Raw genomic sequence first — 13,055 nt, 5'->3', positions numbered from 1 at the left:
GCGGTCGGAATGGACCGCAGGCTTCATGAGGCTTAGCGAATGCCCTTCGCGGACAGATCGATCACCTGACTGGCCTTTTCCTTCGTGATCAGGTTCGGGCCGGACGGAACATTGCCTCCCGGCATCAAGCCGTATTTCGCGTTGAGCGCGAGGAACGTCACGGGCAGATAGCCCTGCAGATATTGCTGCTGGTCAATGGCGAACACCGCCTCGCCCGCAGCAACCGACTTCAGGAAGCCTGCGGACATATCGAAGGTCGCGACGCGAACGGCGCCGGTCTTGCCGGCATCCTTCACCGCCGCAACGCTGGGCTCGCCCGCCGTGCCCGCGCCGAGCGCGAGAATCGTGTCGATGGAGCTGTCAGACGCGAGCGCCGCCTTCACCTTGGCGCGGATATCGGTCGGGTCGTTCGTGACCGGCAGCACCGTCACCTTGCCGCCGAAACCTTCCGAGAAGCCCTTGCAGCGCAGATCGAGCGAGACGTTGCCGACCTCCTGGTTGACGCAAATGCCGGTCTTGCCGCCCATCTCTTTCAGCTTCGCGCCGGCGATGCGTCCGGCCTCGACCTCGTCCTGACCCACATGGAGCATCGCGCCGAGCTTCTTCGACACGTCGGAGCCGGAATTCATGGAGATCACAGGGATACCGGCGGCAACCGCCTTCTGGATCGACGCGGTGAGCGCCGAGGCGTCAGGGATCGACACCACGAGGCCTGCGGGCTTCTGGTTCACAGCGGCATCGATGAGCTGGCTCATGGCCACCATATCGAAGGTCTCGGGCGCGCGGTAATCGACCTGGACATTCATGTCCTTGCCCGCTTCCGCCACGCCGTTCTTCACCACGGACCAGAAGGGATCGTTGGCTTGGCCGTGGGTGACGACGATGATGCGGTTGTTTTGCTGGGCTGCGGCGGGTGCGGCGGCAGCTATGGTCAGGGCCGCTGCGGCAACGAGACCGGTCAGATAAGACTTCATGTGCTTCCTCCCAAATGGGTTCTTTGGCGCTACGCATCGGATGTCGACGCGCAGGGCGCTAGGCCCGAAGCCCCCACTTGAGAGCAGAAGGAAGCAATGTTGTTTTCAGGCCGAATCACCGGCCGTTGATGGCGCTTCCTCTGTCGATCCGGTCATTCAAAAGATAGAACGCCAGAACCTTTTTGTTTATAGAGTGGAATATTCATTCCATTTTTTACAGATCAGTGTCAAGGTCCGACCTTAGGATCAAGGTAGAGGACATGGAGACCGAGAGAAGCATCGAAGTGACAGAAGCTGCCAAAGAAGTGCCAGACGATTACGAGGGCTTGCGAGCGCTGCTGCTCAGCCGCCGCGAGGCGATGCCGAAAAGGCTCAAGCAGCTGGCAGCTTTCGCCATGGAGCACCCCGAAGAAGTGGCCTTCGGTACGGTGGCCGGCATTGCCGAGCATGCGGGCGTGCAGCCCTCGACCCTGGTCCGCTTCGCCAAAAGCCTCGGCTATGACGGCTTCTCTCATCTGCAGCAGATCTTCCGCGATCGCCTGCGCGAGCGTTTTCCGGATTACCGCGAACGGTTGAAGGGGCTGCGCGATCTCGAAGGCGACCATGTTCATGCGGCCTCCCTGCTCGAAGGCTTCGCCAATGCAGCAGTCTTTTCTCTCGAGAAGATGCGCGAATCCGTGCGGCCTGAGGAACTCTCCCGCGCTATCGAAACCTTGGCAAAGGCCGATACCATCTATCTTCTCGGCGCGCGCCGCGTGTTCCCCATCGCCGCCTATTGCGCCTATGCCTTCGGCAAACTCGGGGTGCGCGCGATTCTGATCGACCACATTGCCCAGCTCGGGCCAGAACAGCTCGCCACGGCTTCCGAGCGCGACGCGGTTCTCGCCATCAGCTTCACGCCTTATGCGCCAGTCACGGCGGATCTTGCCGCAGTCGCCGCACGGCGCAACATCCCCATAGTGGCCATCACGGATTCCGCCTTCAGTCCGCTCGTGACGAGCGCCGATGTATGGATCGAAGTCGCAGAGGCGGACTTTGGTGCGTTCCGCTCATTGTCGGCGTCCTTCGCGCTTGCGATGGCGCTTGCCGTCGGCACGGCGGAGAAGCGGGCGGAGGGCTGACAAAGCACGTCATCCCGGACGGCGGAGCCGATCCGGGATCGTGTGCAAGATAAGGCGCTATTCTCGTCTTGCGATCCCGGTTTCTGCTGCGCAGCCCCGGGATGACGCGTATGGTTAGACCTTCACCGGCTTTCCGCTCTGCGCAGATTCCGTTGCCGCATCCGCCAAACGCTGCGCCATCAGGCCGTCGCGGCCGGTCGGGTTGCACGGCTTGCCGTCGCGGATCGCGTTGAGGAACGTGGTGAGCTCGTCACGATAGGCGTCGGCATAGCGCTCCAGGAAGAAGTCCTGCACCGGATCGGCGGTAACGCCCGACGCATTCGCCACTTCCACCGTGGTGCGGTGAATGTTGCCCGCGCGGATCATGCCCTTCGAGCCATGCACCTCGATGCGCTGATCGTAGCCATAGGTGGCGCGGCGCGAGCACGAGATCTGCACGATCTTGCCCTTCGCGGTCTTCAGAAGAACGGCGGCGGTATCGACGTCGCCCGCTTCGCCGATGGCTTTGTCCACGAGGGCGGAGCCGACCGCATGCACTTCCACCGGCTCGTCGCCGAGCAGCAGGAAGCGCGCCATGTCGAGATCGTGGATCATCATGTCACGGAACAGGCCGCCCGAGGTCTTGATGTAGCTCACCGGCGGCGGGCCGGGATCGCGGGAGAGGATCGTCACGAGTTCGACGTCACCCACCTCGCCATCGGCGAGACGCTTGCGGAGCGAAGCGAAATTCGGATCGAAGCGGCGGTTGAAGCCGATCATCAGCGGCGTGCCGGCCTTCTCGACCACATTGAGGCAGCTCACAATACGCTCGCTCGACAGATCGACCGGCTTCTCGCAGAACACGGCCTTGCCCGCCTTCGCGCCGCGCTCGATCAAATCGGCATGGGTCGTGGTCGGCGTGCAGACGAGAATGGCGTCCACATCGGAGCGCTCGACGATCTCCTCCAGGGAGGCAACCTCGGCCCCTGTAGCCGCTGCCAGCTCCTGCGCGGAGGGAGCATGCGGATCGGCGACCGCCACGAGGCGGGCGTCGGGATGGCTGGCGGCGTTGCGCCCATGAATGCGGCCGATGCGGCCGGCGCCCAGAACGGCGATCCTGATCATGTTTCCCCCGGTGTTGTTTGCCGGCTACCGGCAAAATTGGAATTGATATTCCAGGATAAGATGCTAATAGAATAAACGTTCTATAACTGCAAGGGCCAGAACGGAGCCCTGACACGGTCACGTAAGACCGGCAGCGGGAGGAATAGCATGAAGCCAGCCCTGGATGTGATCACCATTGGCCGCGCCTCGGTCGATCTCTATGGTCAGCAGGTCGGTGGCCGGCTGGAGGACATGGCCTCCTTCTCGAAGGCCGTCGGCGGCTGCCCGGCCAATATTGCCATCGGCACGGCCCGGCTTGGGCTAAAGTCTGGCCTCATCACCCGCGTCGGCGACGAGGCCATGGGCCGCTTCATCCGCGAACAGATGGAGTGCGAAGGCGTCTCGACGAAAGGCATCGTCACCGACAAGCAGCGCCTCACCGCGCTCGTGATCCTGGGCGTCAGGGATGAGGATTCTTTCCCGCTGATCTTCTACCGCGACAACTGCGCCGACATGGCGCTGACTGAAGACGACATCGACGAGAGCTTCGTGGCATCCTCTGCCGCCATCGTCGTCACTGGAACGCATTTCTCCCGCGAAAGCACCGCCGCTGCGCAGAAGAAGGCGATCCGTATCGCCAAGGCGAACGGGCGCAAGGTCGTGCTCGACGTGGATTACCGCCCTAACCTTTGGGGCCTTCTCGGGCACGGCGCGGGCGAGTCGCGCTATGTGCGCTCGGATGCAGTGACCGAGCACCTGAAGCCGATTCTGGCCGATTGCGATCTCATCGTCGGCACGGAAGAAGAACTGCATATCGCAGGCGGCTCGGAGGATACGCTTCAAGCCATCCGCACCATCCGCTCGATCTCGAAAGCCACCATCGTGTGCAAGCGCGGCCCCATGGGCTGCGTGGTGTTCCCCGGCGACATTCCGGCGTCGCTCGACGACGGCGTGAAGGGGCCCGGCTTCCCGGTGGAAGTCTACAATGTGTTAGGCGCGGGCGATGCCTTCCTCTCCGGCTTCCTGCGCGGATGGCTGAAAGACGAGAAGCTTGAGACCTGCTGCGCCTATGCCAATGCAAGCGGCGCGTTTGCCGTCTCTCGCCTGCTCTGCTCGCCGGAAATTCCGACCTTCCCCGAGCTGCAGCACTTCCTGAAAGAAGGTAGCCGTCACAAGGCGCTGCGCTTCGACGAGGACATCAACCACATCCATTGGTCGACCACGCGCCGCCCTGCTTCCGACACGCTCATGGCGCTCGCCATCGATCACCGCATGCAGCTCGAGGTGATGGCGAAGGAAGTGGGCGCCCCCATCGAGCGCATTCCCGACTTCAAAGTGCTCGCCGTGAAAGCCGCCGCCAAAGTGGCGAACGGCCGCGAAGGCTTCGGCATGTTGATCGACGGCACCTATGGCCGCGAGGCTCTGTTCCGCGCAGCCGACCATCCGTTCTGGATCGGTCGCCCCGTTGAACTGCCGGGTTCGCGTCCGCTCGATTTCGAGGGACAGGGCAGCATCGGTGCGCAATTGGTCGAATGGCCCGTGGGCCACACCATCAAGTGCCTCTGCTTCTACCATCCGGACGATCCGCCGGAGCTGAAGGCGCGCCAGGAGCGTGAACTTATGCGCATCCACGACGCCGCGCGCCGCATCGGCCGCGAATTGCTGGTCGAGATCATCGCGGGCAAGCATGGGCCGCTGAAGACCGATACGGTCGCAGGCATCTTGCAGCATCTCTATGATCTCGGAATCAAGCCCGATTGGTGGAAGCTTGAGCCGCAGCAGGACAAGGCGGCCTGGAATGCCATCGGCAAGGTGATCACGAAGAACGATCCCTATTGCCGCGGCATCGTTCTGCTCGGCCTCGAGGCACCGGAGGACGAGCTGGAAATGGCCTTCGCAGCCGCCGCCAGCGAGCCGCAAGTAAAGGGCTTCGCGGTCGGGCGTACGATCTTCAGCGATGCCGCTCGCCGCTGGCTGAAGGGCGAGATGTCGGATGAAGCCGCCATCGCCGACATGGCGGGCCGTTTCCAGCGCCTTGTCGATTGCTGGCAGCGCGTATCCGGCCAGGCCAAGGCTGCCTAAGACGAAGGGCGGAGCCGATCATCGGCTTCGCCCTCTTTTCATGACCGACAAAACCTGAGAACGCTGCCGACATCGCATTCGGCGCATTTTGAGAGAAACGCCCATGAGCACGATCCGCCTCACTATGGCGCAAGCCATCGCCCGGTTCCTCACCGCGCAGAAGACGGAGATCGACGGACAGATCCTGCCGCTCTTCGGCGGCGTGTGGGCCATCTTCGGCCACGGCAACGTGGCAGGCATGGGCGAGGCGCTGCACGGCGTGCGCGATCAGCTTCCCACCTTCCGCGCCCATAACGAGCAGGGCATGGCGCATGCCGCGGTTGCCTTCGCGAAAGCCTCGCGCCGCCGCCGCATGATGGCCTGCACCACATCCATCGGCCCAGGTGCGACAAACATGGTGACGGCAGCAGCCGTGGCGCATGTGAACCGCATTCCCGTGCTGCTTCTGCCCGGCGACGTGTTTGCCAACCGCAGGCCCGATCCGGTGCTGCAGCAGATCGAGAATTTTTCCGATGGCACGGTGTCGGCGAACGACTGCTTCAAGCCTGTCTCCCGCTATTTCGATCGCATCTCGCGGCCCGAGCAGATCATTCCCGCGCTCCAGCGCGCCATGGCTGTGCTTACCGATCCCGCCGATTGCGGACCTGTGACACTGGCGCTTTGCCAGGACACGCAGGCCGAAGCTCACGATTATCCCGAGAGCTTCTTTGCGGAGAAGGTCTGGACGCCGCGCCGCATTCGTCCCGATGAAGCTGAACTTGCTGAGGCCGCCAACCTCATCCGCAATGCCAAGAAACCTTTCATCGTGGCAGGCGGCGGCGTGCTCTTCTCTGGCGCCGAGAAGGTGTTGGCAGATTTCGCGCAGAAGCACGGCCTCTTCGTCGGCGAGACGCAGGCCGGCAAGTCGAGCTTGCCCCACGACCATCAGTCTAATCTCGGCGCTGTCGGCGTGACCGGCACGGGTGCCGCGAATGCGCTTGCCGAGGATGCCGATGTGGTGATCGCGGTCGGTACGCGCCTTCAGGATTTCACCACCGGCTCCTGGGCGCTGTTCAAGAATCCGAACCGCAAGATCGTCGGCCTCAACGTGCAGCCCTTCGATGCCACGAAGCACAATGCGCTGCCGCTCGTTACCGATGCGCGCGTGGGCCTCGAAGAGCTGAGCAGAGCGCTCGGCAGCTGGAAGGCGCCGGAAGCTTGGGTGTCGAAGGGACGCGAGGAAAAGGCGCGCTGGTTCGATTCCTCCGCCCGCTTCACGGATCCGACCAATGCGGAGCTTCCCTCCGATGCGCAGGTGATCGGCGCGGTGCAACGCACCTCGTCGCCCACCGACGTGGTGGTCTGCGCGGCCGGCGGCCTGCCGGGCGAGTTGCACAAGCATTGGAAGGCGAGCGCAGCGCTCGGCTACCACATGGAATACGGCTATTCTTGCATGGGTTACGAGATTGCGGGCGGCCTCGGCGTGAAGATGGCCGATCCCAAGCGCGAGGTGATCGTGATGGTGGGCGACGGCTCCTACCTGATGATGAATTCGGAACTCGCCACCTCCGTCATGCTCGGCCAGAAACTCACTGTCGTTCTGCTCGATAATCGCGGCTATGGCTGCATCAATCGCCTGCAGCGCGCCACCGGCGGCGAGAGCTTCAACAACCTGCTGCAGCACACGAACCACGTCACACTGCCGGACATCGACTTTGCCGCACATGCCGCAAGCCTCGGCGCGCAATCGCTGAAGGTGAAGAGCATCGCGGAGCTCGAGGACGCGCTGAAGAAGGCGCGCAGCGCGGAGCGCAGCACTGTCATCGTCATCGACACCGACCCGCTCATCTCCACTAACGAGGGCGGCCATTGGTGGGATGTGGCGGTGCCGGAAGTCTCCGTGCGCGAACAGGTGAAGACCGCCCGCAAGAATTACGAAAATGCCCTCGGCGCGCAGCGCGTGGGCGACTGATTGAAACAGAAGGAATAAGAGCCATGACGATCCGCATCGGGGCGAACCCCATCGGCTGGTCCAACGACGACATGCCGGAACTCGGCGGCGAGACGCCGCTGGAGGTGTGCCTGGCCGAGGCCAAGGAAGCCGGCTTCGAAGGCATGGAACTCGGCAACAAGTTCCCGCGCGAGCCGGAAGCGCTGAAGAAGGCTCTCGCACCCTTCAACGTGGCCTGCGTCTCCGGCTGGTATTCCGCCGAGCTTCTCAAGCGCGACGCCGATGCCGAGATGAAGGCGCTGCGCCCGCATCTCGATCTCCTGAAGGCCATGGGCTCGAACGTGCTCGTGTTCGCCGAGACCTCGAACGCCATTCACGGCGATCGCTCGAAGCCGCTCTCGCAGCGTCCTGTGATGAAGGACGGCGATTGGGCCGAGTTCGGCCGTCGCCTCACGCAGGTGGCCGAGCGCACGCTGCAGGAAGGCGTGCGTGTTGTGTACCATCACCACATGGGCACCATCGTGGAATCGGAAGCCGACATCGACGCCTTCATGCGCTCCACGGGCGATGCGGTTCATCTGCTTCTCGACACGGGCCATGCCACCTGGGGCGGCGCAGACCCGGCAGCACTTGCGCGCCGCTATCGCAGCCGCATCAGTCACGTTCACACGAAGGACGTGCGCAAGAGCGTGATGGAGAAGTCGAAGGCTGAAGGCTGGAGCTTCCTCGATTCCGTCATCGAAGGCGTTTACACGGTGCCGGGCGACGGCATGGTGGATTTCGTCTCCGTGTTCAAGGAACTGCCGGGCTATAGCGGCTGGGTGGTCATCGAAGCGGAGCAGGACCCGAAGAAGGCCCATCCGCTCACCTATGCCAAGATGGGCTATGCCAATCTCACCCGCTTCCTGAAGGAAGCCGGCCTGCGGTAGTTTTTTGCTGACGCATTTTCTTTCCGGAGAACCGATCATCACTTCTCCGGAAAATGCGGTAAGGAATACACACGATGTCCAAGCTTCTCGTCAAACCGTCGAAGCCCGATTCAACCGGGCGCATCCACGCCATCACGCCGGAATCCGCCGGCTGGACCTATGTGGGTTTCGAGGTCTACCAGCTCAAAAGCGGGCAGAGCTTGAAACAGCAGACCGGAGACCGGGAAGCTTGCATCGTGATGCTTTCAGGCCGCGCGCATGTGGGCGCGGCCGGTCAGGATTTCGGCACGATCGGTGGGCGCTCCTCGCCGTTCGAGCCTGATCCGTGGTCGCTTTACGCACCGGCCAAATCCGAATGGTCGTTGAAGGCCGAAACGGATTGCGAAATCGCGGTCTGCACTGCACCGGGAGAAGGCAAGCTTCCGGCGCGCGTGATCCGTCCTGATCAGGTCGGACAAGAAACGCGCGGCAAGGGCACCAACACGCGCCACGTGCGCAACATCCTGCCGGAGACGGAGACGGCGGAAAGCCTGCTGGTGGTGGAAGTCATTACGCCTTCGGGCCATTGGTCGAGCTATCCGCCCCACAAGCACGACCGGGACATGCTGCCGAACGAGTCGCTGCTGGAAGAGACCTATTACCACCGTCTCAATCCGCCGACGGGCTTCGCGCTGCAGCGGGTCTACACGGATGACCGTTCGCTCGACGAGACGCTGGCTGCCAGCAACGGCGATGTGGTGCTGGTGCCGAAAGGCTATCATCCCGTCGGCGCGCCGCATGGCTACGAGCTGTATTACTTGAACGTCATGGCGGGCCCGAAGCGGATCTGGAAGTTCCACAACGATCCGGATCACGAGTGGATGCTGAAGACGGCCTAACAGCCGTCTTTACTTGTCGATCTCGACCTTCAGCTGAATCACATCGGCGGAGACGCCGAGCACCTGCGCGATCCGCAGGCGGGCTTCGTCCAGGATCTCAGGTACGCTCGCGCCTTCACTGGCAGGAACCAGGGGTACAGTCTTGTTCGTCGCGACAAGTCCCTCGTCGGCATCGAGAAACATGACGCCGTGGTGCCGCCCGTCATACCACATGATCTGGGCACGCCGGGTAAGCTTCCGCTTCGGGATCTGCAACTCGAATTCCCGGGGCACCTTCACCGGCTGAGAGAACACGAGACAGGCACCGGTTTCCGAAAGATCCCGTACCGTACATTCCATACGGGAAAGGCGATTGTTGTAAACAATCAGCCCCTCAAGGAGAGTGCGCGTACGCGGACTGGCGCGACGCTGCTCAACCGGATTCATGAATCCCCCATCGTTTCGTCCCGCTTCTCAACATGAGACAGGACAAACCTGTCAGCTCGACTCCCTTGATTTTCCACCAAGTCTCAGGAGCCTTCGCGGAACGAAGGCACCGAGCGAGCCGACACTATATAAGTAATATGGTAACGCGCATTTCAACAACCTAGCGTGGCATTATTTCAAAGTAATCTTGCATAATCGCCTTTACGAAAAGGAAGCTAAACCCGCAGCGGTTGAAAAGGCATGCTCCCCCTATCGTCCGACACGAAAAATCAGCGTGTCGAGGCGCAACAGTTGAATCTCTACAAGGAAGCTGTCCTTGCGAGAGGGGGCCGAAGCGAGAGCGAAAAAGGGGGGAGAATGGCGCACCCGACACGATTCGAACGTGTGACCTTTGCCTTCGGAGGGCAACGCTCTATCCAGCTGAGCTACGGGTGCGTGAGGCCTTGGGCCTGACCTCTTCCCTACCCGATCAGGGCTCTCAAGACAACCTCTGACCGGGGATCGCGGACGCCAGGTTCAAGCGTTCTTGGCGGGCGGCAGGATCAGGGCGAGGTCGGCTTCGGTGAGAAGCCTGTACTGGCCGGGCTCCAGATCTGCCGGCAGGGCGAGATCCCCGATCTTGTCGCGGTGAAGGACAGTGACATGGTTTCCCACGGCGGCGAACATGCGGCGCACCTGGTGATAGCGCCCTTCGGTCAGCGTGAGATAGGCGCTTGTCTCTGACAAGACTTCTAACTTCGCAGGCAGGAGCGGCTTCTCCTCGCCTTCCAGCATAAGCCCCCCAGCAGCGAAGATCTCGGCCTCGTCGCCGCGCAAGGGGCGATCGAGAGTCACCTGGTAGCGCTTGGAGATGTTCGCGCGGGGCGAGATCACCCGGTGCAGCAGATTGCCGTCATCTGTCATGAGCAGGAGACCGGAGGTTTCCTTGTCGAGGCGGCCGATGGTGGAGATCGCGGGGTCGCGACGGCGCCAGCGCTCGGGCAAAAGGCTATAAACCAGCGGGCCTGCCTCCTTGTGCGAGCATGTCACGCCGAGCGGCTTGTGCAACATCAGCGCCAAACCCGGCGGCGGATCGAGCGGCTTGCCGCGCACGAGCATGCGCTCCGAGAGATCGCGTGTGACGGCGATGCGATCATCCGCATCCTCGATGGTTTCGCCGTCGAGGGTGACGAGGCCTGCATAGACGAGCTGCTGCACCTCGCGGCGCGAGCCATAGCCCAGATTGGCGAGCAGCCTGTCGAGGCGGAGAGTGGGCGTCTTGCTCATTTCTGGGCCTCGTAGATCTTGTAGCCGGCCGCTTCCATCTTCGGCGTGACGCGCTTGAACAACGGCTTCAGCACACCCTCGTAAGGCAGGTGCCTGTTGGCGACGAGCCAGAGCACGCCGCCCGGACGCAAGGCTTCCGCAGCCTTGCGGATGAAGCTCTGACCCAAGCCCTGATCCTCGGCGCCACCGTCATGGAACGGCGGATTCATCACCACGAAGTCGAGCCCACTCGCATGTAGGCCTGAGCGCACATCCGCCCAGCGGATCTCCGCGCGTGTATCCTCGATGTTACGCTCCGCCATCTCGGTGGCGCGGCGATCGATATCGAGCATGAGCAGATGCGTGACGTTCGGACCTTTCAGGATCGTGCGCGCGAGAGTTCCGGTGCCGCAGCCGAAATCGGCGCCCTTGCCGCTGAAGGCAGGCAGGTTCTGTTCAAGGAGGGCGCTGCCCGGGTCGAGACGATTCCAGCTGAACACACCGGGTTGGGTCCACGCCCCTAGTGCGTCGTCGAAGCGCGGCGCGCCCTCGGCCAGGGCCTCATCGAGACCGCTGAGCTGAGCAGGTCTCTCGCAGGTGCAGATGCGGTGATGACGGCGGGAGGTTTCGCTGATCTCGCAGCCGAACCCTTTGAGTTCCTTGGCGAGCCGCGAGCCGCCCTTGTCCTTGGGCGCGAGGACGGTCAGCCTGCCGCCGGGCGCGAGTGCCTTCAGCGCCAGCGCGATGGTGTAGCGCCGCTCCACCGTGCCGGGCGGAGCCAGCACAACCATCTCCGTCAAGGACGCGTCCACCTGATCCTCCAGCTTTCCTGAGCCGGGAATCAGAGGAGAGAATTGTCGGCTGCCCGGAGGCGCCTCAGCCAGCTCAACTGGGGGCGTCCCATAGATTCCGGTCGATGTGATGTCTGGCAAGGCTGCTCGATCCACGCTGAAGGAGCCGTGTTCTTATTATGCCGAGGCCCGGAACGTAAACCTGGAAGCCCGGATCTACTTCAAAGCCTCTTTTCCGAGCATTGTCTTAATTGACCGAAAGCGGCCCTGGCTTTGCAGCAACGGCTCGGATCTCGGATTCTCCGACGGCCCGTTGGGCGCCGCTCGTGGTGTGCCGGATCCTGTAGCCTAACTCTCCATTGGTTGCCTCTGGCATGAGACGGACGATCTCGTACACGCCGTCCGTCCGATCGGCGAAGCGTGTTCCGGCAGAGTGAACCAGCTGGCCCAGTGAAAATTTGTGACTCATGTGAATCTCCTGTGTCTCGATCAGTTGAGGGACATCGGCCGGGGAAGAGTGTGAGCCTTAATCGGCAGGGTGTGCTCGACCTCGGCATCGATCTCCTGATCGAGGATTTCCGCCAGCACCATGGCATCCTCGGCGTCCATGGCGGTGGCGGGATAGATCTGAAACTCGCTGCTGCTCTCGACGACAACGGCGTCGCGGCCAAAGCGCAGAATGCAGTTGGTCTGGCGCATCAGCCATTCCGGCACCAAGTCGCCGGCCTCGAACGTCCAAGTCTTTTCATGCATCGTGGACCTCTCCCGGGCTGATGAATTCAAGCCCTGCGCCACTCAGCGGCGGCGGAATTGCGGGCGACGGGCACCTGCCGGACGGGGCGCTCCCGATCCGCTGTCCTTGTGACGGAAGATGAGCCGGCCCTTGTCGAGATCGTAAGGAGACATCTCGACGGTCACGCGGTCGCCCGCCAGCGTCTTGATGCGGTTCTTCTTCATCTTGCCGGCGGTGTAGGCGACGATCTCGTGTCCGCTCTCCAGCTTCACGCGATAGCGGGCATCCGGCAGGATCTCGATAACCTCGCCTTCGAATGTGATCAGCTCTTCCTTGGCCATGGAGAAAATCCTTTTGCTGAAAATAAAAAAGCCGCTCCCGAAGGGCGGCTTTGCCAAGCGGCGCGATATACGCGCCGCTTGGTGATGATCAGAGATCTTAGGCCGTCTGGATGTTGTTGACAGCGATCTTGCCGGAGCGGCGGTCCTCAGCCGTGTCGAAGGTGACCTTCTCGCCTTCGCGAAGGCCACGGATGCCGGCGCGCTCGAGGGCGGTGGCGTGGACGAACACGTCCTTGTCGCCGTTGTCCGGCTGAATGAAGCCGAAGCCCTTTTGGTCGTTGTAGAATTTTACGGTACCCGAAATCATGGGAATATCCTTGAGTTATGCGTCAGTGCACGTGAGCTTGACGAGCGTGCGGAAGCACGCCCTTGCTCGGGTTAGTCGATGTTTGGGAAGGCTGTCTGAACGTGCGCCTGGCATGCCAAGGCGTAACGGCCCGATTGTCCGGCCAAATGTCGATGAGAATTATCTAGTGCCCTATTAGGGCGAATACAAGGCTGAGAATGGATTTAATTGACCTT

14 protein-coding genes and 1 tRNA gene are annotated in these 13,055 nt (G+C 62.3%); 5 read left to right on the top strand and 10 right to left on the bottom strand.

Translation table 11 applies throughout. From position 1 onward, the window contains the following. Nucleotides 1-32: 32 nt before the first annotated feature. Complete coding sequence (locus MHY87_RS09360; protein WP_239351253.1) at nucleotides 33-974, bottom strand: sugar ABC transporter substrate-binding protein; 942 nt, start codon at nucleotides 972-974, stop codon at nucleotides 33-35. Nucleotides 975-1,234: 260 nt separating this feature from the next. On the opposite strand from MHY87_RS09360, the gene MHY87_RS09355 reads away from it, so the two are divergent. Further along, complete coding sequence (locus MHY87_RS09355; RefSeq protein WP_239351251.1) at nucleotides 1,235-2,095, top strand: MurR/RpiR family transcriptional regulator; 861 nt, start codon at nucleotides 1,235-1,237, stop codon at nucleotides 2,093-2,095. Nucleotides 2,096-2,209: 114 nt separating this feature from the next. On the opposite strand, the gene iolG is transcribed toward MHY87_RS09355, so the two are convergent. After that, the gene (iolG, locus tag MHY87_RS09350) at nucleotides 2,210-3,199 is read right to left on the bottom strand and encodes an inositol 2-dehydrogenase (protein WP_239351250.1); all 990 of its coding nucleotides are present in this window, start codon (nucleotides 3,197-3,199) and stop codon (nucleotides 2,210-2,212) included. Between the two features lie 147 nt (nucleotides 3,200-3,346). On the opposite strand from iolG, the gene iolC reads away from it, so the two are divergent. From iolC to iolB, 4 genes are all read left to right on the top strand, one after another. Next, entirely contained in the window at nucleotides 3,347-5,260 is a 1,914-nt protein-coding gene (gene iolC, locus MHY87_RS09345; RefSeq protein ID WP_239351249.1) for a 5-dehydro-2-deoxygluconokinase, read from the top strand. A 103-nt stretch (nucleotides 5,261-5,363) separates the two neighbouring features. Next, a complete protein-coding gene (gene iolD, locus MHY87_RS09340) occupies nucleotides 5,364-7,211 on the top strand; it encodes a 3D-(3,5/4)-trihydroxycyclohexane-1,2-dione acylhydrolase (decyclizing) (protein WP_239351248.1) in 1,848 nt (615 codons plus the stop codon). Between the two features lie 23 nt (nucleotides 7,212-7,234). Further along, on the top strand, nucleotides 7,235-8,119 hold the full coding sequence (gene iolE / locus MHY87_RS09335) for a myo-inosose-2 dehydratase (RefSeq protein ID WP_239351247.1): 885 nt from the start codon (nucleotides 7,235-7,237) through the stop codon (nucleotides 8,117-8,119). A gap of 74 nt (nucleotides 8,120-8,193) precedes the next feature. After that, the gene (iolB, locus tag MHY87_RS09330; protein ID WP_239351246.1) at nucleotides 8,194-8,997 is read left to right on the top strand and encodes a 5-deoxy-glucuronate isomerase; all 804 of its coding nucleotides are present in this window, start codon (nucleotides 8,194-8,196) and stop codon (nucleotides 8,995-8,997) included. A 9-nt stretch (nucleotides 8,998-9,006) separates the two neighbouring features. Here iolB and MHY87_RS09325 read toward each other — a convergent pair whose 3' ends face one another. From MHY87_RS09325 to MHY87_RS09290, 8 genes are all read right to left on the bottom strand, one after another. After that, nucleotides 9,007-9,423 carry a PilZ domain-containing protein gene (locus MHY87_RS09325; protein ID WP_239351245.1) on the bottom strand — a complete coding sequence of 139 codons (417 nt, stop codon included), beginning with the start codon at nucleotides 9,421-9,423 and terminating at the stop codon, nucleotides 9,007-9,009. A gap of 358 nt (nucleotides 9,424-9,781) precedes the next feature. After that, nucleotides 9,782-9,858: transfer RNA gene (locus MHY87_RS09320), tRNA-Arg, on the bottom strand. An 81-nt stretch (nucleotides 9,859-9,939) separates the two neighbouring features. Beyond that, on the bottom strand, nucleotides 9,940-10,689 hold the full coding sequence (locus tag MHY87_RS09315; RefSeq protein WP_239351244.1) for a pseudouridine synthase: 750 nt from the start codon (nucleotides 10,687-10,689) through the stop codon (nucleotides 9,940-9,942). Continuing rightward, complete coding sequence (locus tag MHY87_RS09310) at nucleotides 10,686-11,480, bottom strand: class I SAM-dependent methyltransferase (RefSeq protein WP_239351242.1); 795 nt, start codon at nucleotides 11,478-11,480, stop codon at nucleotides 10,686-10,688. The genes MHY87_RS09315 and MHY87_RS09310 overlap by 4 nt, the downstream gene beginning before the upstream one ends. Before the next feature lie 226 nt (nucleotides 11,481-11,706). Continuing rightward, a complete protein-coding gene (locus MHY87_RS09305; protein WP_239351240.1) occupies nucleotides 11,707-11,928 on the bottom strand; it encodes a hypothetical protein in 222 nt (73 codons plus the stop codon). Between the two features lie 20 nt (nucleotides 11,929-11,948). Further along, the gene (locus MHY87_RS09300; protein WP_239351238.1) at nucleotides 11,949-12,212 is read right to left on the bottom strand and encodes a hypothetical protein; all 264 of its coding nucleotides are present in this window, start codon (nucleotides 12,210-12,212) and stop codon (nucleotides 11,949-11,951) included. 42 nt (nucleotides 12,213-12,254) lie between these two features. After that, on the bottom strand, nucleotides 12,255-12,533 hold the full coding sequence (gene infA / locus MHY87_RS09295; RefSeq protein ID WP_047187074.1) for a translation initiation factor IF-1: 279 nt from the start codon (nucleotides 12,531-12,533) through the stop codon (nucleotides 12,255-12,257). Nucleotides 12,534-12,630: 97 nt separating this feature from the next. After that, entirely contained in the window at nucleotides 12,631-12,840 is a 210-nt protein-coding gene (locus MHY87_RS09290; RefSeq protein ID WP_239351237.1) for a cold-shock protein, read from the bottom strand. Nucleotides 12,841-13,055: the final 215 nt, after the last annotated feature.

This window comes from Microvirga sp. ACRRW (genome assembly GCF_022346925.1).
Classification (GTDB): Bacteria; Pseudomonadota; Alphaproteobacteria; order Rhizobiales; family Beijerinckiaceae; genus Microvirga.
Note: the sequence above shows the minus strand (reverse complement) of the source record. Positions and strands in the feature narration are given on the sequence as shown.

What these genes read in the sequence shown, in the direction of transcription:
- MHY87_RS09360 (WP_239351253.1), bottom strand. Translation starts at nt 974, where the DNA reads ATGAAGTCTTATCTGACCGGTCTCGTTGCCGCAGCGGCCCTGACCATA.
- MHY87_RS09355 (WP_239351251.1), top strand. Translation starts at nt 1,235, where the DNA reads ATGGAGACCGAGAGAAGCATCGAAGTGACAGAAGCTGCCAAAGAAGTG.
- iolG (WP_239351250.1), bottom strand. Translation starts at nt 3,199, where the DNA reads ATGATCAGGATCGCCGTTCTGGGCGCCGGCCGCATCGGCCGCATTCAT.
- iolC (WP_239351249.1), top strand. Translation starts at nt 3,347, where the DNA reads ATGAAGCCAGCCCTGGATGTGATCACCATTGGCCGCGCCTCGGTCGAT.
- iolD (WP_239351248.1), top strand. Translation starts at nt 5,364, where the DNA reads ATGAGCACGATCCGCCTCACTATGGCGCAAGCCATCGCCCGGTTCCTC.
- iolE (WP_239351247.1), top strand. Translation starts at nt 7,235, where the DNA reads ATGACGATCCGCATCGGGGCGAACCCCATCGGCTGGTCCAACGACGAC.
- iolB (WP_239351246.1), top strand. Translation starts at nt 8,194, where the DNA reads ATGTCCAAGCTTCTCGTCAAACCGTCGAAGCCCGATTCAACCGGGCGC.
- MHY87_RS09325 (WP_239351245.1), bottom strand. Translation starts at nt 9,423, where the DNA reads ATGAATCCGGTTGAGCAGCGTCGCGCCAGTCCGCGTACGCGCACTCTC.
- MHY87_RS09315 (WP_239351244.1), bottom strand. Translation starts at nt 10,689, where the DNA reads ATGAGCAAGACGCCCACTCTCCGCCTCGACAGGCTGCTCGCCAATCTG.
- MHY87_RS09305 (WP_239351240.1), bottom strand. Translation starts at nt 11,928, where the DNA reads ATGAGTCACAAATTTTCACTGGGCCAGCTGGTTCACTCTGCCGGAACA.
- MHY87_RS09300 (WP_239351238.1), bottom strand. Translation starts at nt 12,212, where the DNA reads ATGCATGAAAAGACTTGGACGTTCGAGGCCGGCGACTTGGTGCCGGAA.
- infA (WP_047187074.1), bottom strand. Translation starts at nt 12,533, where the DNA reads ATGGCCAAGGAAGAGCTGATCACATTCGAAGGCGAGGTTATCGAGATC.
- MHY87_RS09290 (WP_239351237.1), bottom strand. Translation starts at nt 12,840, where the DNA reads ATGATTTCGGGTACCGTAAAATTCTACAACGACCAAAAGGGCTTCGGC.